The sequence below is a fragment of the Bacillus sp. PS95 genome, assembly GCF_037963565.1.
GTDB lineage: Bacteria > Bacillota > Bacilli > Bacillales > Bacillaceae > Bacillus > Bacillus subtilis.
The window spans coordinates 3,599,820-3,621,178 of record NZ_CP150160.1; the positions used below are offsets into that span (position 1 = coordinate 3,599,820).

Below are 21,359 nucleotides of genomic sequence, written 5' to 3' on the forward strand. Positions count from 1 at the left end.
TTTGGCCTTATTTAAAACACCAGCAAATTCCTAACGCACCTTCACCCAAATGAGTGCCGATTACCGCGCCAAAATAGCTGTTATAAAATTCAACATGAGGATATTTTGCAGAAAGCTCTTCAATGATTTTCGCTGCTTCTTCCTCTCGATTAGCGTGGATAACAGCAGCTCGCATAGGCAACCCTTTACTCGCATCTTCGTCTAAAAGCTCATAAATTCGCGAAATTGCTTTTTTACGTGTGCGAATCTTCTCAAAAGGCACAATTACCTTATTGTCAAAATGAAGGATAGGCTTTACCTTTAGAAGACTACCAATGAAGGCTTGGGCGCTGCTTAATCGCCCGCCGCGCTGAAGATGGGCTAAGTCATCTACCATAAAATAAGCTCGAACTGTTTTTTTCATTTCTTCCAGTTCTTTTATAATATCTTCCGGCGATGATGCTCCGTTTTTGATTAATTCAGCAGCTTTAAGGGCATAAAAGCCTTGAGCCAAGCAGCTGATCTCTGAGTCAAATGGATACACATCAATATTGTCGACCATCGAATCAGCCGCTGCTGCACTGCTGAATGTTCCGCTGATCCCGCTGGAAAGATGGATACTGATAACCGCATCATAAGACTTGCCAAGCTCTTCATACAACGCAACCAGCTCGCCGATTGGCGGCTGAGAAGTCGTCGGGAGCTCATTATGTTTTTTCACTTCTTCATAAAAGCTTTTCCAGTCCAACTCAATTTCTTCACGGTAAGTCTCCTCCCTAAAAACAACCTGGAGAGGGATCATATGTATCTGATGTTGTTCACGCATTTCTTTCGGAATATATGCCGTGCTGTCTGTTACGACTGCAATATTCATAGCTTCGATACCTGCCTTATTGCTTTATAACTCTATTGTAAGGGAAACGGCAGCCTAAAAAAAGACCTGCCTAGTAAAAGGCAAGTCTCCTATTATACTATCTCATTTCTACCCAGCCATTTTTAATGGCGACCACAACGGCTTGCGTCCGGTCGTTTACATTCATTTTTTGTAAAATATTGCTGACATGGTTTTTAACGGTTTTCTCACTGATAAACAATGATTCACCAATACCGCGGTTGCTTTTTCCGTCTGCAAGCATCTGCAGCACTTCACATTCCCGCCTAGTTAAAATATGTAATGGTCTGCGGATTTCAGGGTAAACCTCATGTTGAGGGTGTGCAGAAACTCCGCTTGTTGCAAGGCGGCGGAATTCGTTAACGAGGTTGTGAGTAACCTTCGGATGGAGGTAAGATCCGCCCTCAGCCACTACTTTAACCGCTTCAATTAATGTATCAGCATCCATCTCTTTCAGCAGATAACCTCTTGCACCTGTTTTCAGGGCATGTGTTACATAATTTTCGTCATCGTGAATTGATAGAATAATTACTTTAGATTCAGGATACAGCTCTACAAGCTGTTTTGTAGCTTCCACACCATTTACGTTTGGCATATTGATATCCATGATCACAACATCAGGATGATAGTGCTCAACAATACGAGCCGCTTCGTCCCCGTCATCACCTTCGGCTACCACTTCAAAGGTAGGTTCAAAATCCAATATCCGTTTAACACCTTCACGAAATAACTGATGGTCGTCGATAATAACAATGTTTACTTTAGTCACAAGCCACGCCTCCTTGTATTATTGTTCTATATACTCTAGCATTCGGTCAATATGCCTTTTGGCTCTATTTTACAAATCATAGTCAAAGAGATAACGGAACCTTAATCATAATAAATGTCCCAAGACCTATTTTCGAATCTATTGTCATCGTTCCTTCCAATAAATCTACTCTTTCTTTCATGCCCAGCAAGCCGAATGATTTGTTTTTCTTCTCTTTCGCTTCCTTCAGGTCGAACCCTTTACCGTTATCTTTTATCATTAAAATCACAAAATCCTTTGTGATCTCAACTTTGACTGTAATTTCTTCAGATTCAGAATGCTTTAGCGCATTAGACACAGCTTCCTGTGCGAGCCTGAAGAGCGCAACCTCAAACTGAGGCGCTAGCCTCTGATCCTCTGTTTCTCCAATGCACTGAAAATGTATTTTGACCTTCCCGTTATATTCCTCGGTTGTATATAGATATTTTCTTAAAGTTGGAATCAGGCCTAGGTCATCAAGGGCCATCGGTCTTAAATCATATATAATCCTTCTCACTTCGTAAAGGGCATTCCGAACATTTTGGCGTAGATTTTTAATTTCTTGGAATCCGTCCTCTGCGCCCCGGTCACGGAAAATCCGCTCGATTAATTCCGATCTCATCATAACATTCGCCAGCATTTGAGCGGGTCCGTCATGGATTTCTCTTGAGACTCTTTTTCGCTCTTCTTCCTGCGCCTCAATGATTCTTAAGCCGAAATCCTGTTTTGCCTGAGCATCAGCAAGAAGCAGTCCAACTTCGCGCAAATCCTGATTCAAGTAGTTGAGCACAACTGTAATTTGGCTTACTAATGATTCTGACCGCTCAATGATTTCCTGAAGCCCTAGCAATCTGCGCTCCAAATCGTCCCGCCGTTCGCGCAATTGCTTCTCACGCTGCTGGATCATCGTCAATTCTACCTGCAGCTTATGGGCTTTTTCATAAGCATTGCGGATTTCCTCTTCACTGAATCTATGAAAATTACGGCTGACCTCGGATAAACGGTTTCTCGCATGGCGAGTTTGCACTTCAAGTTTATCGCCAAGCTCAATCACTTCATACACCTGCTGTTTAATTTGTTTCAGTTCTTCGACCAGCTGTTCATACTGCTGGCGTGACTGCTCCCCGATTTGAAAAACCTCGTCCTTGCTCCCGTCAACGGTTTTCAGCATCTTCATCAAAATAGAATCCAGCACTTTGGAATCCATCTTTGTTTTATTCATAATTTCCCTCCGTCACGGCGTTGTCATATATTTTTATTATAAATGTAATTGATCTGCAAATTATGTCGAATTATAATGAAAGAATGCGTATATTCTAGAAAAAAACATTTTTATATACTATCTACTCTTTATGATACCAAAATACGCACAAAAATTCTAAAGACTGTACGAATTTGTATAGGCAGTCTTTTATGCTTAGCAGGAGGGTCAGCTAGCATGCTGCACAGCTATTTTACTGTGAAAGAAGCAGGAGAACACGAGATTGTTATAGAAAAATCGCGTTTTATCTGTCATTTAAGCCGTGTTTCTACCGAACAAGAGGCACAGGAATTTATACAGAAAATAAAGAAACAGCACTGGAATGCGACTCATAATTGCTCGGCTTATGTTATTGGCGAGAATGATCATATCCAAAAAGCCAATGATGACGGGGAACCAAGCGGTACAGCGGGAGTGCCGATGCTCGAGGTTTTAAAAAAACGCAGGCTGAAGGATACTTGCGCCGTCGTTACACGCTACTTCGGAGGCATTAAGCTTGGTGCTGGCGGATTAATTCGCGCTTATGGGAAATCAGTGTCTGAAGGATTAAATCATATAGGTGTTGTAGAACGGAAGCTTATGCGAATCATGCATACTTCTGCAGATTACACATGGCTTGGCAAGATTGAAAATGAATTAAGGGAGTCACAATTTCTGTTAAAGGAAATCCATTATTCAGAAAATGTTGAATTCGAAACATACGTCGAAGAAAAAGAAACAAACGCTTTTTCTGAATGGATGACAGAACTGACAAATGGAAAGAGTGATATTAAAGAGGGAGAGTTGACGTATCTTGAAAAAGCCGTCAATCACATAAAGGAGACTGAATAATGGCTGAACGCGTTAGAGTGCGTGTGCGAAAAAAGAAAAAGAGCAAACGCAGGAAAATTTTAAAAAGAATTATGTTATTGTTCGCCCTTGCACTATTGGTAGTTGTAGGACTTGGCGGGTATAAACTTTATAAAACCATTAACGCTGCGGATGAATCGTACGATGCCCTATCCCGCGGGAATAAATCAAATCTTCGCAACGAAGTTGTAGACATGAAGAAAAAACCATTTTCTATTTTATTTATGGGAATAGAGGATTACGCGACTAAAGGACAAAAAGGGAGATCAGACTCTCTTATTGTTGTTACCCTGGATCCCAAAAATAAAACCATGAAAATGCTGAGCATTCCGCGTGACACACGTGTGCAATTAGCTGGTGACACAACGGGAAGCAAGACGAAGATCAATGCCGCTTACAGCAAAGGCGGTAAAGATGAGACAGTTGAAACTGTTGAAAACTTCTTGCAAATCCCGATTGATAAATATGTCACAGTTGATTTTGACGGATTTAAAGATGTGATTAATGAAGTCGGCGGTATTGATGTTGACGTGCCTTTCGATTTCGATGAAAAAAGTGATGTAGACGAAAGCAAACGGATTTACTTCAAAAAAGGCGAGATGCATTTGAACGGCGAAGAAGCCTTAGCATATGCCCGGATGAGAAAACAGGATAAACGCGGAGACTTTGGCCGTAATGACAGACAAAAACAAATCTTAAACGCGCTGATTGACCGCATGTCAAGTGCAAGCAACATTGCTAAAATTGATAAAATCGCAGAAAAAGCCAGCGAAAACGTTGAAACCAATATTCGCATTACTGAAGGTTTAGCACTTCAGCAGATTTACAGCGGCTTTACCAGCAAAAAAATCGACACATTGAGCATTACAGGTTCTGATTTGTATTTAGGGCCTAACAACACATATTACTTTGAACCTGATGCTACAAATCTCGAGAAAGTCAGAAAAACGCTTCAAGAGCATTTAGATTATACTCCTGATACAAGCACTGGCACTTCCGGTACCGGAAGTGCAACAGACGGGACTGACAGCTCAAGCAGTTCTGGCAGCACTGGCACAACAACTGACGGGACGACGAGCGGAAACAGCTATTCGAATGACAGCAGCACAAGCTCAAACAACAGTACAACGAATTCAACAACTGATTCATCCTATTAAAAAATGCCCGGTCCTTTTAGAGGATCGGGCATTTTTGCGCAGAAAAAAACTCCGGCACATAAGCCGGAATTTTTAATTCCTTTTCACCAGCCGTTTATAAAACTTTGTAAACGGCTTAAATTTTTCATTCACGAGTCCTGTCACTTCTGCTATGATTTGCATAAAAATAATTAAAATGAAGATAATAAACAAAGAAAGCCAAATTGTGGCACTTTTAAGTACAATCGCACTGATACTGAAAATAAATCCAATTAAATAAATAACTAAGACCGACATCCGATGTGAAAGGCCAAAGGCCATCAGTCTATGGTGAATATGCGACTTATCAGGCGCTGAAATCGGCTGTTTGTTTAATATTCTCCTGATGATAGCAAAAGTTGTATCAAAAATCGGGACGCCTAATATGATAATCGGGATAACGATACTGAACAATGTGACACTTTTATACAGGCCTAATAATGAAAGAATCGAAATACTATACCCTAAAAAAAGTGATCCCGTATCTCCCATAAAGATTTTTGCCGGATGGAAGTTGTAAAACAAAAACCCCAGCGTGCTGGCAATAACGACTAATGAGAGTGACAGAATGAGCACTTTTCCGCCGGATAGCGCCATGACAGCAATCGTTGACAGGCCGATAACAGAAAGACCGGCAGCAAGGCCATCCAATCCATCAATCAGGTTAATTGCGTTCGTGATGCCGACAATCCATAATACCGTCAGCGGATAAGCCATCCATCCTAACTCAAATCGTTCTGTTAAAAAAGGTACTGAGAAAAAGTCCATTTTTAAGCCAGTGCTTACAATCATAATGGCTACACCTAATTGAATCAAAAACTTAACTTTTGCACTTAATTGATATTTATCGTCAAGAATACCTAACACAATAATGATGAATGCTCCGACTGTAATTGCCGTCATCCTTGTTTCTGTGTAAATACCGGATGCAAGCACGCCTGCAACCACCCCGATAAATATGGCCAGCCCGCCCATGCGGGGCATGATTTTGTCATGTACTTTTCGATTGCTGGGCTGGTCAACTGCACCTATTTTAATCGCAATCCTTTTTACGATTGGGGTTATGATTAAAACTGTCAGCAGCGAGACAATAAACGCAACAACAATGCGAATCATGCGTTCGTCAAGCATAAAGAAGTCTCCTTTGGAATTAAATGAAGTCTTTATTTATATAGAGAACCGTTCCTTCCATTATACCTTCTCCTTAGTTATTATAACAAGCTTCATCAAAAAGAAACACGTATAATCAAAAAACGCGCATCCCAATTTATAGGACTACGCATGTTTTTGAATCCCTGTATACTTCATAATTTGTCTAAATAAGCAATTCCAATCTTGTGTGCGAGCGATGTTTCGGCGCATTTCTTTATAGGTCTCGTCTCCGTTTTGACCGAGAACTTTTTCACAAGCGGCTATAAAATCAATCGGATGATCGCCCTCTACATATTCGTATACATACGGCTTTTGCATTTTTGAGGTTGACGGGAGATTAGAGCCGACGACAGGTTTTCCTGCCGCTAAAAATTCAAATAGTTTCAGCGGAAACACAGCTTGATTATACGGTGATTGTTTATATGGCATGATGCCAATGTCGATAAGCTCCATATAATGAGGCACTTCTTTTGGATCTGCCGGACCGGTCCATATGACATTGGGAAGCCTCAGCAGCTCTTGAAACGAAACGTCACCATTGGTGGCATCCGGGCCAACCCATAAAAATGTCCAATCAGGCTTTTGCAGGGCGGCGGCTTTAATCATTTTAAAATCGAGCTTCGGTTTAATCCCGCCAATAAAACCTAACACTGTTCCTTCTCTCCCCTGCAGTATACTGCGATCGGGAGCTTGTTTAGTTGCAGAAAACAGCTCATACTCCACACCGTTTTCCACAGTATGAACCTTTTCTCGTCCTGCAGTCAGTTTTTTGTCTACTTCCTTGTGAAGATAATCTGATGAACAGGTTATTGAATCTGCTCGTTGTATAATTCTCAGCTCTGCCGATTTAATGACTTTTCGCCGGAATTCAGACAGCAGATTTGATCGGCCGCTGATCGGCGCAGCCCATAGGTCACTGCAGTCATAAATGACCTGATCCCAAGAATACAGCGAAGACAGCAGCGGGAATCCGGGAAACGTGTACCATAAACAGCAGCGTTCACCGTTTGCAGAAGCAGATGTAAGCTCATCGAGTAATGGGGAGAGCTTATGTCTGTAAAAGACATCTGTATATCGTCCGAAACGAAACATTTTTTTCTGCAGCAGGTCTTTGACAGCGAATTGCCTGATGCCAGAATGGACTTCTTGAAACTCTTTCCCTTGGGCACGCGGAGCCGGACATACCCAAATAACTTCCTTCGTTTCCTCCTGAGCAGCTAAAAATTCTGCCAGCCGGTGCCTTCTGTATCTCAATTGGTCTTTTCCCCATTCAGCAGTGGCAACGATGACATGAATGATTGCTTCTTTTGTTTCCACCTTCATCACCTTTTCTCTCTGTTTGCGGCTATAATCTTTTTTTCACCGCGTTTTTTGCATATTGAACAAAACACCATGTTGCTTTCATAAAATGAAGCCGTTCGATCTCCCTGTAGACAAACCACGTTTTTTTCGCAGCCTTCCATTTGTTGCTGGAAATTGAGTTATTGACAAGCCGATATTCAGCCAGGCATTCATTCATTCCATAGGCAGTAAATCCTTTTTTTAAAAGAGACAGCCATGTAGCTAAGTCCTGTCTCGTTCTAATATTCGGCATTTGGATCTGTCCCGTTTGCTCCCTGTCAATCATCACCGTCAAGCAGCCGATAATTGTATTTTTCAGGGCGTCATCGTACGTCAGGCTTTCCGGCGCATGAATAAATTTATCGAGTGGGGTCCCGTCCTGCGCCATTAAGCTGTAGCCCGTGAAAGAGAACGCACAGGAGCGCTCCATCATAAACTCAAGCTGCTTTTCCAGTTTGTCTTTTTTCCATTTGTCATCACTGTCCAAAAATGCTACGTAGCGCCCTTGAGCGCGTTCCAACGCTTTGTTGCGAGCAACCGCAGCTCCGGAGTTCTCTTCCAGATACACCACATGAATTCTTTCGTCTATTTTTTCATACTGCTGTAAAATGTCGCGGGTCCCATCCGTTGAGCAATCATCCACGATAATCATTTCCCAATGAGGATGGCTCTGATCTAATACCGAATGAACCGTGTCTTCAATATAGTCACGCGCATTATAGGAAGGTGTAATGACAGATACGAGAGGTTTCCAATTGGTCATGATCACATCTCCATCGTATGATTTTAAAAGGATTCTCTGAAAAATTCAGGAATGACAACGAACATAAAGGCAATCGTAAGGCCAATCATAACGCCGAGAACTGCTTTCTTTTTCGGAGACATACCGCCGCCTGCTGTCTCACTTACGGTTTCGGAATCAGTAACACTTGCCGCTTTCAGGTTAAGCTGTGTGTTTTTGAGTTCATATAAAAATCTCTCTTTATCCACTTTGGAATCCTCGCTCACCGACTCGCCTTCAAGCGCGTCTATGCTGCTGCGGATGACGGCTTCTCTTTCTGCATACAGCTTTTGATCGTTTTTGAGGAAGGTGGAGGATATGGCGTTTAAGACAGATTCCGTTCTATCCTTATCCTCGTCACTATAGCTTAAAGTCAGTAACGATTTGGATTCCGTTTTGATTGTAAGCTTCTCTTTGATCTCTGCTACATCTTCATCCTTTTCATCAGGAAGCGCCTCCTTCAAAAAAGAGTCGCTCTTTAGCAGAAGCGGAATCTCTTCTGTGCTGTTATAAACCGGATGATCATAGCTCCCCACAGCCAAAGTATCTTCAGCTGTATAGCTCTTTTGATCAGCGATCTGTGACGGCAGGATATACCCCGCCGCACCTAATATAATTGGCACCGCTATGATCCAAATGATATTTTTTTTTATGCGACGGGCTATTCTTATCAATATATCGTTCATATAAGTCTCCCTGCTTTTTGTAGTCTGTTTATCTGTACATCGGCTCAGGCATTTGTCTGGATCGCCTTAACACATTCACGGCTGCGATGACGAGCGCCATAAACACCCAATGGAAAAATAAATTTGAAACAGAGCTTGGGCTGATACTTGATACCAGGAAACTGACCATAGCGGTAATAAGTCCTTCTGTGATCAGTTTTGACTGATTTTCTAATTTTCTTTCATAAAACTTGTAAAACACCCATATGAGGTAGGCATAAATGGACAGATATCCCAGCATGATGAACAAGCCAAAATTAGCCAGAATTTCAACAAGCCAGTTATGCACCTCTGCCACATTGTCAGTATCATATACAGCATAATGCTCAAGATAATAGGATACATTTCCTGCTCCGACTCCGAATCCGTATGAATCAAGGAAAAAATGCCAAGCGTTTTTCAGCAGATTTGCCCGAGCCACATTTGATGGAAGCCTGTCATGAAATGAATGCAGCGTCTGCGGGGCCAGAAACAGCTCCCAAAACTTTGAATAGATTTTGCTGGCGAAAAGAACTGCGAAAAGAGCAATTCCCGCCGCCGACAGCCATATAGCCATTTTCTTTAAAACAGGCGGCAATACAATGAAGATGTAGACAGCAATACCTGCAAAAATCCCCAGAAGGCTGGCTCTTGAACCAGTGGCAAAAATTAAATACAACGCACAGAGCGAGAGCACAAGGCCAATTGCCTTGATGTATCCATTCTTAATGTTTTTCATCATCGTGATGTAAAAAAAGAAGCTGATGGATAAAAAGGTCGCAAAGTCATTTTGATTAAAAAAGACCGATGTCGGATAATGCTGCTTATACTCCGGTCCGCTGTACAATGTGGAACTCGGAAGATGATGGTGGGTGATATGATTGTAAAAACCAATGATCATCAGAAATACCGTCATCACCAGCCAAATGGCATAAATAATCATCAGCCGCTCCATTTTTTGCACGTACATGACAATAAGATAAATGAAGAAAATTCCCATTGCCAATAAGGCTAAATACTTGAGGCCAACTGTTACCGACTTGGCCCACAGCAGAGAAACAAGGCCATATATAAACCAAAAGGCGAAAAAGAGCAATATCCCTTTTACTTGCAGCCCATGCCATCTTTCAATATGGGTTCGATTCCGAACCATGCCGAAAATATGAAGGCAACCCGCTGCAATGAGCAGAAGCCGGTAAAGGAACAAACTGAAAAATCCAAGATGAATAGCGAAAAATGCATTATTTAAAAAAGTGCAGGCGATCAAAATATAGATTACAGCCATAAAGAGCCGTTCTTTTGTTGTAAATGCGGTTGCAAGCGTCAGTAAAAACAGGCCAATTGCCAACACCGCAAGCACAGCAGCCATCTGCATGAAACCTATATCTTTATGGATGGCTCCCAGCAATAGGACGACTCCAAATATAGCAGCGGCCAGTAACGCTAGCGTATGGACCGCTGATCGTTTGATACTCACATGTTTAACCCCTTTCCTGATGTTTCAGGAGCCGGCGGCCGAGCCTAGCAGCCGGCAGCTTCAACCAAGTAACACTTTTTCTTTTTATAAATTGACGCTTCCCAAGTCTTTAGCCAATTCTTCAAGCGGCAAACCCGGAAAATACTTGTCAGAGGGTTCCGTTCCCCGAACAGCGGGACGGCCGATAGAGTGATAAATGTATCCGGCTGCCTGCATCTCTTCAAGTGAAAATAAATTTCTGCCGTCGATGATGACTGGCTGTTTTAAGAGACTTTTCACTTTTACAAGCTCCATTTCTTTCACTTCCGGCCAATCCGTTAAAATCAGGCATGCATCAGTGTCTTCAATCGCAGCATACACATCTGTGTAATACTCGACCTGTTCGCCAAGGATCGCTGAAGCTTCAGGAATAGCAATCGGATCGTATGCTTTTACATGGGCGCCCAGCTGCTGCAGCATTGGAATAATATCAAGCGCTGGAGCGGATCTCACATCGTTCGTATTCGGTTTGAAGGCTAATCCCAGGACTGAAATGGTTCTCCCTTTGACGCTTCCCATAACAGTCAAAAGTTTATCTACAATATGAACACGCTGCTTTTCGTTCGTTTCAATGACAGCTTCGATGAGCTTGAATGGATAGCCTGCCGATTTTGCGATTTGAAGCAACGCGGTTGTATCCTTTGGAAAACATGAACCGCCGAATCCAATACCCGCTTTAAGGAACTTTCTGCCGATACGGCTGTCAAGACCAACACCATCAGCAACTTTTGAGACGTCTGCGCCGACTCGCTCACAAATGTTTGCAATATCGTTGATAAAGGAAATCTTTGTCGCCAGAAATGCATTCGCGGCGTACTTAATCATTTCTGCACTTTCTAGGTTTGTTTTAATGACAGGAGCATGGAATGGCTGATGAAGTTCCTCAATGATGGCAGCGGCTTTATGACTTGTTGAACCAATCACGGCACGCTCCATATTCATCGTGTCATGAATCGCTGACCCTTCCCGAAGGAATTCAGGGTTAGATACAACATCAAATGAGTATCTCCCCTTTGAGGCTTTTTGAACGATAGATTGCACCAGTTTCCCTGTTCCAACCGGGACTGTGCTTTTATTTACGATCACTTTGTAGCCGTTAAGATGCTCACCGATTGTTTTCGCCGCCGCTTTGACGTACGTTAAATCAGCTTCACCTGTTTTGGACATAGGCGTTCCGACTGCAATATAAATAATATCTGAGGCCCGAATGGCGGACGGGATATCGTTCGTAAAGGTCAGGCGCTGATCTAGCACATTTTTTTCAACTAAGTCTGCAAGCCCTGGTTCATAGATTGGGATTACCCCATTTTTCAGACTTCTGATTTTTGATTCATCGATATCACAGCAAACAACTTTATTGCCGATCTCCGCAAAGCAAGTGCCTGATACGAGTCCTACATAACCTGTTCCAATTACAGCTATTTTTTTCACAGCGCTCATCCCTCTCCTGTAAAATGATCTTCCTATTTATATTGGTCGCAGTTTCTTACGATTAAACGGACGTTTTCGTGACCGTCTGATACTGATGATGCAAGGCCTTGGCGTTTTTTCCTGCGTCAAATTGAGCCTGCACGGTTTCATATAAGTCATCTGCTACTTCCGGCTTCCATATTTGCTCATGTTCGTACCGAGTGATCGCTTCCGCCAAGGCTTGAGCGGATTTCGGTTTAATCAGCAGATGTTGGTGCTTTCCGAACAAAGACGACACTCCGCCAACATCCGTACAGATAACAGGAACCCTTAGCGCCAGCGCCTCAATCACAACAGTCGGCATCCCCTCACTGTAAGAAGGAAGCACGAATAGATCTGCCGCAAGTAAATAGTCTCTTACATGATGATTCGGCACTTGGCCTGTGACGATATGCCCCTTCTGCGTCAGCGTCGATTTTGCGGGACCATCCCCGACAAAGACTGCCTGAGGTGGGTCCTGCAGCGATTCGATCGCTTCAGACAGTTCAAAAATGCCTTTCTCTCTGACCAGCCGGCCGACATAGACAGCCAGACGCTGATCAAGCGGGAGTCCGAGTCTTTCTCTGATTTCCTCTTTCGTCTCCTCATTCTCCTGAAAACGGCTGAGCTGTATGCCAATTGGCAAAACCGAGCTGTCAAAGCCCGAAAGCTTTTTGGCTTCTTCCTGAAGCTTGTGGCTGACTGCTAAAACAACTGACGCAGAACCTACGGCACGCTTGAAGGCTTTAAACGCTCCTTTGCTGTAATGCGGATAGACATTCACATCACTGCCATGCAAGGTCAGGACATAAGGAATTTGCGCTGACTCTGACACGACTGCCGCAGCCCCGCCCGATGGCATGGCAAAATGAGCATGGATCAGATCCGGATATAGGCCGCGCTGTTTCATGGTTTTTAAAACGGCTGATGCGATTCTCCGATGAGGCTGCGCCCACTTCAGCTGGCCGGGAACTGCCCGATAGAAAGGCCGGTAAACCGGTATCCCCTTTCTAACCTCATACTCCGGTCTGGCATCCTTTTTTCGATATGTCTTTTTCAGCATGCGGACAGGCGCTGAATGAAAAGGCCGTGGGCATATCACAGTGATATCAAGCCCGAGTTTTTGCAGCTCTTGCACCTGTGTCTCATGAAACACACCCTCTCCGGGTTTCATACTGCTCGGATATACGCTTGTGATCCACAAAATCTTCATGACAAACGTCCTTTTCTTAGTAGTTTGCTTTTCGTTTGAGGGTACGCTTTTACCAAAAGAAAGAGATAGCACAGCGCCCCGGCCGCAACTGAAATGGCCAGCCGCATTTCTGCCTGCATACTGAAGTGTTCGGTACTGAGGCTTACACCAAACGCGATGATGCCCATCGCCGCAGTAATCAGAAATGGCTTCATAATCGACTGGAAATAAGCTGAAAGGTTAAGCTTGATGACATATGCCAAAAGCCAGCGCCCAATCAGGAAATTAACAACGCTGATAATGGCATATACCCATGCGACTGTCAGCAGGCTTCCCGTCTGTACAGCTGCAAACAGTGATAATCCGTACAGCAGCAGCACGCCGGAATCCCAATAAAACGCTAAGTCAGCTCTTCCTTTAGCCAGCAACACAGATCCATTTGGATTCATAAGCACTCTTAGTATTCCGACAATCGCCAGAACATTTAGGATCGGAACAGCAGCAAGCCACTTTTCTCCGAAAACCGCTGTGATAAAGGCGTCTGACACAGACACGAGCCCGATTAACAGCGGAAACGAAACAAGCGCCAGCATTTTTGTCATATTCAGAAAGCCTTCTCTGATCACGCTGTTTTCATATTTGTTTTTTGCGAAAACAGGGAATGCCACCCGTGTGACAATCGGATTGATCTTCAAAACCGGAATGGTGACAATCTGATAAGCGAGGTTATAAATCCCCAATGCTTCAGCACCAATAAACCGGCCGATCAAAATCATATCGATATTTGCTCCCAGCCTGTTCACAAGACGGGATGAAAGCTGAAAGGCTCCAAAAGAAAAGAAATCCTTCATGCCTCTCAAATCAAAAACAAAAGCAGGATGCCACTTTTTTCGGTATACAGCCCAATATAAAATCCCTTTACTGGACTGCAGCAGGACTTGAGAAATCACGTACGCCAAAATCGCATCCATCATAAAAACCGCTATCACTAAATATCCGAATGACAATACATTTGAAAAAATCTCTATTTTGCTTAACGTATTAAAATGCAGCTGCTTTTGCAGCATATACTGATATTGCTGTCCAATTGGCGCGATCAAAAACATAATCGCCAGAATCCGAACCAGAAACACCAGCTCTTCTCTTTGATAAAATCCCGCAATGACAGGACTGCTCACATATAAAAGAACAAACAGCAAAACGCCCGTCATAATGTTAAGCCAATACAATGTTGACAGCTGGCGCTCCGTCGCGTCGTCTCTCTGAATTAATGCTGCTCCAAAACCCATATCGAGCACAATCTGGGCGAAAACTGTAACCGTTGTGATCATGCCGACAAGCCCAAATTCTGTTAAGGTCATCATATTTCCAAGCAGGGCAAACTGAACAATTTGTATGATTGTAATACACATGGTTGAAATACTTGTCCACTTTGCACCGCTCATGATTTGTTTTGTAATACTTGGCATCATATTCCCTACTTCTTTTTAAGCTCAGATTGATGGTGAATAATGGCATTCCGTTTTATCTTGCACCATCACCCGTCCAAACTACTTTACAAGTTTTTAACATAATTTTTAATTCTAAAGTGAAAGTCAGATTGCGAATGTAATATAAATCAAATATCAGCTTTTCCTTCGGCGTCATATCGTAACCGCCGTTCACTTGAGCCCAGCCGCTCAATCCCGGTTTAACAGCCAGACGCTGTGTAAAGCCTGGAATCTCATTCTGGAATTTTTCCGTAAATACGGGCCGTTCCGGACGAGGGCCAATCATACTCATATCGCCTTTCAGCACATTAAACAGCTGAGGAAGCTCGTCAATTCTCGTTCTTCTGATAAAAGCTCCGATCCTTGTCACCCGCGGATCTTGCTTCTGTGCCCAAACCGCCCCAGACTTCTCGGCATCTATTTTCATGGAACGAAGCTTATAAAGCTTAAATGGTTTCCCGCCTTTCCCTACGCGTTCCTGCGTATAAATGGCAGGTCCCGGCGTCTCCAAACAAATCAAAATTGAAAATACCGCAATCATTGGCAGCGCAATCGCCAACCCAATGAGCGCAAACCAAATATCCATTACGCGCTTTATTGCCAAATAACGAGCCGTCTTTTCAGATAATGTAAAAGAATGTATTTGCTGAACTGAGAATTCACGACTCACATTCATGCTTTTCTCTGCACTCACTGACACACACCTCACGATTTGTTTGGGATGTTATGATGACCTATGCCAGTCAGTTTAGCAGACGGATGTTAATTGGATGTAAATGGTATGTTAAGAAGTGTGAATTTGTTATTTTTTCTGACATTTATCCGTAAACTTTTTATTGTTTTAGACACTTTTTTTTAAAATTAAGCATATTGTTTAAAAAAAGAGACAAATCATTTTACTGATTTGTCTCTTTTCGTTGTGAAGCATTTAATATTGAAAATAAAACTTTGATTTAGAGGTTAACAGCTTGTATTGAACCTCAACCATTTTACTAAAGAATAACATGGATTTTCGTTCCACATTCCTTGTGTCCAGGACAATTGCTTGGTTATCCACTTTTGCACTGATTTTATTTTGAGAAGTGTTTATCGCAAATTCAATTAATCGCTCTTTCTTTACATGAGCTAGCTGTTCAAGCAAACTCTGCACGTTTACCGTCAATTTTGTGCAATTAGGCTCTAACTCTATACGTTTTACCGGTAATGAGATTTCAGACTGTCCGGTATTCACAATCATTTTTGAATGATTTGGCAAACAGATTTGCTTATCTTTAAAAATAAATGATAAATCTTTTGATTCAGTTTCATATGAAAGTTCTGCTTCTGTATAGGCATGTTTCTTTATATCAATCGAAAGATTATCGTAGTTCATTGTGAAATATGGTCTTGCACTGAAGACAAACAACGCATTATGCCCTAAATACATCGTGTTTGTTGAATACTTATACGCAGCACGCTTGTTTCCGATTCTCGCCCTTAATTTATAGCCATCTATTGACGATTCAATAAAGAAATCCCAAACGCCTAAATCTTCTTCTGCAGATGCCAGTTCATCAAACTTGCACTCAAATGTAAATGTTGAATTTTCATACTTAGCCGGCGCAATGTATTTTTCCGCCTTTGTATCGCGATGAACAAATACTCCTGTCAGAGATTGATTTTGATTCGTTTCATCATCCAACAATTTGTGTTTAATGGTTCCTTGAATGCTGAGGCTGTGATCGCTAAATTCAATATTCTGCAGATAATGTTCAAGCTTATTTTTATAATTTACTTTTAATAACTCTTCAGAAATTGGATAGCGTTCTAAGCTCGGATAACGTGCAATTAAATCCCCGTTATTTACAACACAGAACTTTTTAATGTGTTGTTCTTCACGCTCATACTGGGTTAACCCCTGCAAATCATTATTCCGAATAAACAGCAGCCGCAATTTGATATGCGGAAGGACAAATTGGTCAGCCTCTTCAGGTACTGCATGAATAAATGAGGACAAATATTTAAACCATTCAGCTCTTTCTTCATCTGTCTTCATTTTTATTGTGACATTTTTTGTCCGCGAAAAATCGAAATGCCTGTTTAAAAATACTGCCATCAGTTTCGTTTTTCTTGCTTCTTCCAGATCACTAGCCTTGATAGCAGAGATAATATCTTCCATTGCTCCATAAAAGTTCTCTGGGGGAACATAAGCGACACTCATATGCTCACCGTCTCTTTTGACCAGATAGTAATAATCATAGTCAGCTGAAACAGAAATCTTCTTTGCTTTTAAATAAGCGTTCATTGTGAAGACTTGATCTTCCGCTGCTTTTATGTGAGTAGGGAAGATGATTTGATTTTCTTTTAAAAGTGAGGCTTTAAACAGTTTTTGGGGTCCCAATGTGAAAACAATTTTGGAATCAACCAAATCAACATCTGGGTTTGTTTCCTTAAACATTGATTTGGGAACACCTCGGCCGTTTATCCCTTTTAACTTACCTAAAGTAATATCTGAATCATTCTCTTTTGAGAAATTGTACCATCTTAACAATGCTTCATTGCCTAGATAGTCATCGGAATCAACAAACAGGATGTATTCACCTTTGGCAATTTTTATTGCATCATTCCGCGGCGCACCTGGACCGCCTGAATTTACGGTTCTTTCAACAACAACAATATTGTCATATTTCTTTTTATATCGATTCAAAATGTCTAAAGATGAATCCGTAGATTTATCATCGACACATATAATCTCATAATCCTCTTTTGGCATCGTTTGGTTAACTAAGCTATCAAGACATTCGGAAATAAGATCTTCTGAATTATATACAGGGATAACAATGCTTATTTTCATCGATTACCTCACTACCCTAATGGATCGGTTATATTTTTGCCTGATAATTATATCAAAAACATCTGTCAATAAGAATAGGCCTAACCTTAAATTTTGTTAAACTTTTACATAGCATATGTGGTTTAAAATTTTTCTCATTTTATCGTATAAAAAAGCTTGCCGGCAATTCCTGATGGGTTCTGCCGGCAAGCCGCTATTGATGTCTACTAATTTAATCCCCTAATAATATCCAATGATTCCTTCATATATTGCTTGAGCTGCTTTTTCTTGATACAAAGCACTCTTTAACTTACTTGCGTCGTTCGCATTTGAAATGAACGCCAGCTCCGCTAAGCTGCTCGGCATCGTTGATTCTCTGATGACATGGAAATTCCCGATTTTCACGCCGCGGTTTTGAGTATTGAGTGCTTTATAGAGTCTGTTTTGTATTTCTGTCGCAAGCCGTTTGCTGTTTTCTGACTCATATTTTGTATAATAGTAGGTTTCAGTACCGGTTGCTGCTGGGCTCGCTGAATTGGCGTGAATACTCACAAACAGGTTTGCATTATTGCTTTTTGCTTTTGCAACCCGCTCTGAAAGCTCTAAGAAAACATCTGTAGATCTGGCCATAATCGGAATGGCTCCACCATTGGAAAGTTTGCTGTTTACAAGCTTAGCAACGGCAAGGTTAACATCTTTCTCTTTTAAACCATTACCGACCGCGCCGCTGTCATAACCACCGTGTCCTGCATCCACAAATATCTTTTTGCCTACAATTACATTTTTAAGTTGGTTCACGACATTTGTTTTCACTGAAATAGTTCCCCCAAGAACTGTGAAGGTATTCTTGCTATTTGATCCGATGACTGTTCTTGTCGCAGTCGGCAATGAACCGGCGTCAGTAAATAGCATTGGGCGATTTTGCTTCGCCGCCAGCACAGAACCCGCTAAAGCATCTGCATATTGATAGCCATTGCTGACAAATGCAGCTTTTGATGAAGAATAATACTTTTTCGCTATGTTGGCAGCCACTTCAAAACGGCTGTTCCCGCCGATTCTTGTTGGTGATGGCAACTGGCTGTAAACGCTTTTTGAGACACTGATTTCTCCCCCGACCACAATAGTCGATGTTGTTCCTTTGCTGTTCATCGCATTTTTCGTTGGTTCGGGAATAGAGCTTGCAGTCGTCAGAAGAATTGGAATACCGTTACGGGCAGCATAAGAACCGATTGCCAGACTGTCAGCATATGCCGTTCCATTTGCGATTACTGCTTTTGAATTTGAAGACAATTTTTTAGAAATATTTTGAGCAACTTCATAGCGGCTTCTTCCGCCGATCCGTTCCACATTGGAAATACCCAATTTTTTAATGTCGCTTACAACGTTGTTAGAAACACTGATCGTTCCGCCAATGACGATGACCTTGCTCGGTTTAAGCTGGCTGATTCTGTCTTTAGTCGGTGCAGTCAGTTTAGATGATTCCGTCAATAAAATCGGGGCATTGTATTTATAAGCCAAAGGAGCAGCAGTTAATACATCTGCATACGCTGTTCCGTTTGCCACAACAACCGTGCTCGCACTGCTCCACCCTTGTTTTGAAACATTCACAGCAACCTCATATCTGCTTGCTCCATCCAGCCTTGTAACAGAGTTTGCCGCAAACGCATTTGGTACAAATAACACGACTCCTAGTATCAGCATAGGTATGCTTTTAAGAAAGATCCGCAAAGATAGTCCCTCCAAAGATTCATAATGATTCATAAATCAAATAACGAACAAAGGAGGCATCTCGCCTCCTTTGACTCTAACAATCTTTTAATAGCTTGATAGAGTTGTTCCCGGATAGTAAAAACTTAAAATTGTTGTATAAGATTGTCCGGCAGCTGCTCTGGCATTGGCTCCGTACTGACTCATGCCTATGCCGTGTCCGTATCCTTTACCGCTAATGAGAAAGGCGTTTGTATTGCTTGAGACAGAAGCATATGTACTCTTCATATTGGAAGCGCCAAGCATCGTTCTCAGCTCTGTTGCAGGTACAGTAATTGTTGCTGTTTTTTCACTGAGGCTTCCATTTGACAGGATATAGCCATTTGATTTTTCTTTCACGAAATATGAGAATGTGACGCTTGCTGTTTTCGGCCGCTGACCGGCAGTTTTCTCCGTGCTGAATTTCACACTGGATATTTTCGTGATTTTGATAGACTCGGCATTGCTGTATTTATTTTTAATAAACCAGCTTTTCAAACCGCTCAAATATGATAAGTTTGTTTCATTTTTAGAGCTCCACCATGAACCCGGGCTTTTCAGATTCAGACTGCTCTTATCAAGCTGGGTTTTATTTAAAGACAGAGACCAGCTGATTTGCGGGTCGTACGTATCTTTTTTGGCGATTAAATAAGGAAGCTGGCTGCTCCAGACCTCACCGCTCGCTTCTGTGTAGCCGCCGTTGCTTGAGGAATACGTAGCAGAAATCAAATTCCCATTGTATTTCAAAACTTTTCCTTTTGTAGCTTCGACCACTTCTGAAGTTTTTGAATTCCAGTCATATCCGCCATATACCTGAAAAGCGGTGGTGTCTTGTACTTCTTTTCCGGCCGAACTGATGGAATAAGTTCTCGCTGCGACAGCTTGGGCTTTAAGCGCTTCTTTCTGCCAGCTGGCCGGCATTTCATGAGGAACAACACCCTTTAAATAATCTTCAAAGGGGATATTCACATTGATTGGCCGAACATATTTGCCTGACTCTATTGTAAATTTCATGTTTCCGAGATATGGCGTTCCGTTCAGACTGATAGAATTTGTAGTTGCATATTTTTTAGGCTGTGCTGTAAAAGACGTTCCAAGCGTCTTGATTGCAGTACTGTTTTTATAAAGCACTAGGTTTCCGCCGGTTAACTTGACTGTATATCCAGTTCCTGCAAAAGTATCTGCCAGTTTGTTCTTTAGCGTATCACTGATGGAAATGCTTCCTCCAAGCAGCGCAAATGACTGAGTTCCTTTTGACGCTACTACATCAGCGACTGGTGACGGCAGGCTGCCTGATTCAACCAGCAGTAAAGGGCTTCCCTGCTTTGCTGCAAGCACAGATCCCGTTAATGCATCCGCGAATGTTTGGCCGTTTGACATAAATACCTTTGTTGCTTTCATATTTAATTCTTTAACGATATTGGCAGATACCTCATATCGTGAAACGCCGCCAATCCGTTTCACAGTTGCCTTCTTTTTTAATGCAGCTTCCACACCAGTGCTGACACTCAACGGACCGCCGACAATTGTAACCTTGCTTGGAATTTTGTAATCACTGCGGATGTTATTGTCTCCCGCAAGTAAAATCGGATAACCGTTCATTGCAGCATATGGCGCGATTGACAGGGCATCCGTAAAGACCATGCCTGTGGCCACTACTGCCTGGCTGTAATTCCCCATCCGATCGGCTATGTTTTTAGAAACCTCGTAACGGGTTGCTCCGCCAATCCGATCGATAGAACCATATTTTTTTAATGTATTTTCTACATTTTTAGAAACACTGATTGTCCCGCCAATGATGAGAATATTGTCAGGATTTAATTTTGCAATTTCGCTTTCTGTTTTTGGTGTTAGCGAATCTGCGTCTGTTAATAAAATCGGTGCATCGTACTTTTTGGCAAGCGGGGTTGCTGAGAGCGCATCGGCAAAAGCATCCCGATTCACAATGACCACAGTCGTTGGATTTGTCCATCCGGCAGAGGCGACATTATTGGCAACATCAAAACGGGTTGCTCCTCCATATCGCTCCGTATCCGCAATTCTTGAGCCGGGAATTTCATATCCGCCTGTGATATCGACATCCAAACTTGATTTGCTGCCTACATAATTACTCAGCTTAACCGAAATGGTTTTATCAGCGGCTTTCGCAGTCTGCATAAACGCCGGACATGCTACAGCCGCCGCAGTGACTGACGATAGAAGCAAGAGCTTCATTTTTTTCAAAACATGGAAC

General features: G+C 42.3%; 17 protein-coding genes. 2 read left to right on the top strand and 15 right to left on the bottom strand.

What is annotated here, in order from left to right; genetic code table 11:
- Nucleotides 1-7: 7 nt before the first annotated feature.
- From NSQ12_RS18770 to degS, 3 genes are all read right to left on the bottom strand, one after another.
- The gene (locus tag NSQ12_RS18770) at nt 8-853 is read right to left on the bottom strand and encodes a DegV family protein (protein WP_003244125.1); all 846 of its coding nucleotides are present in this window, start codon (nt 851-853) and stop codon (nt 8-10) included.
- 97 nt (nt 854-950) lie between these two features.
- Nucleotides 951-1,640 (bottom strand): two-component system response regulator DegU, encoded by a 690-nt coding sequence (degU, locus tag NSQ12_RS18775; protein WP_003219701.1) that lies wholly within the window; start codon nt 1,638-1,640, stop codon nt 951-953.
- 82 nt (nt 1,641-1,722) lie between these two features.
- Complete coding sequence (degS, locus tag NSQ12_RS18780) at nt 1,723-2,880, bottom strand: two-component sensor histidine kinase DegS (protein WP_003227983.1); 1,158 nt, start codon at nt 2,878-2,880, stop codon at nt 1,723-1,725.
- 216 nt (nt 2,881-3,096) lie between these two features.
- Between degS and NSQ12_RS18785 the strand changes: the two genes are divergently transcribed.
- A complete protein-coding gene (locus tag NSQ12_RS18785) occupies nt 3,097-3,750 on the top strand; it encodes a YigZ family protein (protein WP_003227979.1) in 654 nt (217 codons plus the stop codon).
- Nucleotides 3,750-4,925 carry a polyisoprenyl-teichoic acid--peptidoglycan teichoic acid transferase TagV gene (tagV, locus tag NSQ12_RS18790; protein ID WP_064671519.1) on the top strand — a complete coding sequence of 392 codons (1,176 nt, stop codon included), beginning with the start codon at nt 3,750-3,752 and terminating at the stop codon, nt 4,923-4,925. The genes NSQ12_RS18785 and tagV overlap by 1 nt, the downstream gene beginning before the upstream one ends.
- A gap of 72 nt (nt 4,926-4,997) precedes the next feature.
- On the opposite strand, the gene NSQ12_RS18795 is transcribed toward tagV, so the two are convergent.
- The 12 genes from NSQ12_RS18795 to NSQ12_RS18850 form a co-directional block, all read right to left on the bottom strand.
- Nucleotides 4,998-6,074 (bottom strand): MraY family glycosyltransferase, encoded by a 1,077-nt coding sequence (locus tag NSQ12_RS18795; RefSeq protein WP_003227975.1) that lies wholly within the window; start codon nt 6,072-6,074, stop codon nt 4,998-5,000.
- A gap of 144 nt (nt 6,075-6,218) precedes the next feature.
- Nucleotides 6,219-7,412 carry a glycosyltransferase family 1 protein gene (locus NSQ12_RS18800; protein ID WP_198878547.1) on the bottom strand — a complete coding sequence of 398 codons (1,194 nt, stop codon included), beginning with the start codon at nt 7,410-7,412 and terminating at the stop codon, nt 6,219-6,221.
- Nucleotides 7,413-7,440: 28 nt separating this feature from the next.
- A complete protein-coding gene (locus NSQ12_RS18805) occupies nt 7,441-8,199 on the bottom strand; it encodes a glycosyltransferase family 2 protein (RefSeq protein WP_003242619.1) in 759 nt (252 codons plus the stop codon).
- 23 nt (nt 8,200-8,222) lie between these two features.
- Nucleotides 8,223-8,903 carry a Wzz/FepE/Etk N-terminal domain-containing protein gene (locus tag NSQ12_RS18810; RefSeq protein WP_017695313.1) on the bottom strand — a complete coding sequence of 227 codons (681 nt, stop codon included), beginning with the start codon at nt 8,901-8,903 and terminating at the stop codon, nt 8,223-8,225.
- A gap of 28 nt (nt 8,904-8,931) precedes the next feature.
- Nucleotides 8,932-10,398, bottom strand: a complete 1,467-nt coding sequence (tuaE, locus tag NSQ12_RS18815) for a teichuronic acid biosynthesis protein TuaE (RefSeq protein WP_198878461.1) — start codon at nt 10,396-10,398, stop codon at nt 8,932-8,934.
- Between the two features lie 84 nt (nt 10,399-10,482).
- Nucleotides 10,483-11,868, bottom strand: a complete 1,386-nt coding sequence (tuaD, locus tag NSQ12_RS18820) for a UDP-glucose 6-dehydrogenase TuaD (protein WP_033884207.1) — start codon at nt 11,866-11,868, stop codon at nt 10,483-10,485.
- A 61-nt stretch (nt 11,869-11,929) separates the two neighbouring features.
- Entirely contained in the window at nt 11,930-13,099 is a 1,170-nt protein-coding gene (locus tag NSQ12_RS18825) for a glycosyltransferase family 4 protein (RefSeq protein ID WP_129137970.1), read from the bottom strand.
- Entirely contained in the window at nt 13,096-14,547 is a 1,452-nt protein-coding gene (locus NSQ12_RS18830; protein WP_080530093.1) for an MOP flippase family protein, read from the bottom strand. Before NSQ12_RS18830 ends, NSQ12_RS18825 begins: the two co-directional genes overlap by 4 nt.
- A gap of 55 nt (nt 14,548-14,602) precedes the next feature.
- Nucleotides 14,603-15,262, bottom strand: a complete 660-nt coding sequence (locus NSQ12_RS18835; protein ID WP_003242561.1) for a sugar transferase — start codon at nt 15,260-15,262, stop codon at nt 14,603-14,605.
- A gap of 234 nt (nt 15,263-15,496) precedes the next feature.
- The gene (gene tarQ, locus NSQ12_RS18840) at nt 15,497-17,401 is read right to left on the bottom strand and encodes a (poly)ribitol-phosphate teichoic acid beta-D-glucosyltransferase TarQ (RefSeq protein WP_198878460.1); all 1,905 of its coding nucleotides are present in this window, start codon (nt 17,399-17,401) and stop codon (nt 15,497-15,499) included.
- A 219-nt stretch (nt 17,402-17,620) separates the two neighbouring features.
- Nucleotides 17,621-19,108 (bottom strand): N-acetylmuramoyl-L-alanine amidase, encoded by a 1,488-nt coding sequence (locus tag NSQ12_RS18845; RefSeq protein ID WP_198878459.1) that lies wholly within the window; start codon nt 19,106-19,108, stop codon nt 17,621-17,623.
- A gap of 87 nt (nt 19,109-19,195) precedes the next feature.
- On the bottom strand, nt 19,196-21,349 hold the full coding sequence (locus tag NSQ12_RS18850; RefSeq protein ID WP_160221847.1) for a SpoIID/LytB domain-containing protein: 2,154 nt from the start codon (nt 21,347-21,349) through the stop codon (nt 19,196-19,198).
- Nucleotides 21,350-21,359 lie beyond the last annotated feature (10 nt).